Below are 562 nucleotides of genomic sequence, written 5' to 3' on the forward strand. Positions count from 1 at the left end.
ACGAGGCTCCGACTGTTTGTATGCATGCGGTTTCAGGATCTATTTCACTCCCCTCCCGGGGTTCTTTTCGCCTTTCCCTCACGGTACTGGTTCACTATCGGTCGATCACGAGTATTTAGCCTTGGAGGATGGTCCCCCCATCTTCAGACAGGATTTCACGTGTCCCGCCCTACTTGTCGCACACCTAGTTCTTTCATACTGTTTTCGCCTACAGGGCTATCACCTGCTATGGCCGCACTTTCCAGAGCGTTCGGCTAACAATACAAATAAAGAGTGCAAGGCTCATCCCATTTCGCTCGCCACTACTTTGGGAATCTCGGTTGATTTCTTTTCCTGCGGTTACTTAGATGTTTCAGTTCACCGCGTTCGCTTCACTGGACCTATGTATTCAGTCCAGGATGACCCAAAAGGGCCGGGTTTCCCCATTCGGACATCTACGGATCAAAGCTCGTTTGCCAGCTCCCCGTAGCTTTTCGCAGGCTACCGCGTCCTTCATCGCCTGTGATCGCCAAGGCATCCACCACATGCACTTGTTCGCTTGACCCTATAACGAGTCTGTCTC

1 rRNA gene is annotated in these 562 nt (G+C 51.8%); it reads right to left on the bottom strand.

Annotated features, from left to right (window positions below):
* Nucleotides 1-544, bottom strand: a 23S ribosomal RNA gene (locus KVT39_RS36490); the annotation flags it as partial.
* Between the last annotated feature and the right edge of the window lie 18 nt (nucleotides 545-562).

It is taken from the genome of Burkholderia sp. GbtcB21 (assembly GCF_019091065.1).
In the GTDB taxonomy this organism is placed as follows: domain Bacteria; phylum Pseudomonadota; class Gammaproteobacteria; order Burkholderiales; family Burkholderiaceae; genus Burkholderia; species Burkholderia pyrrocinia_C.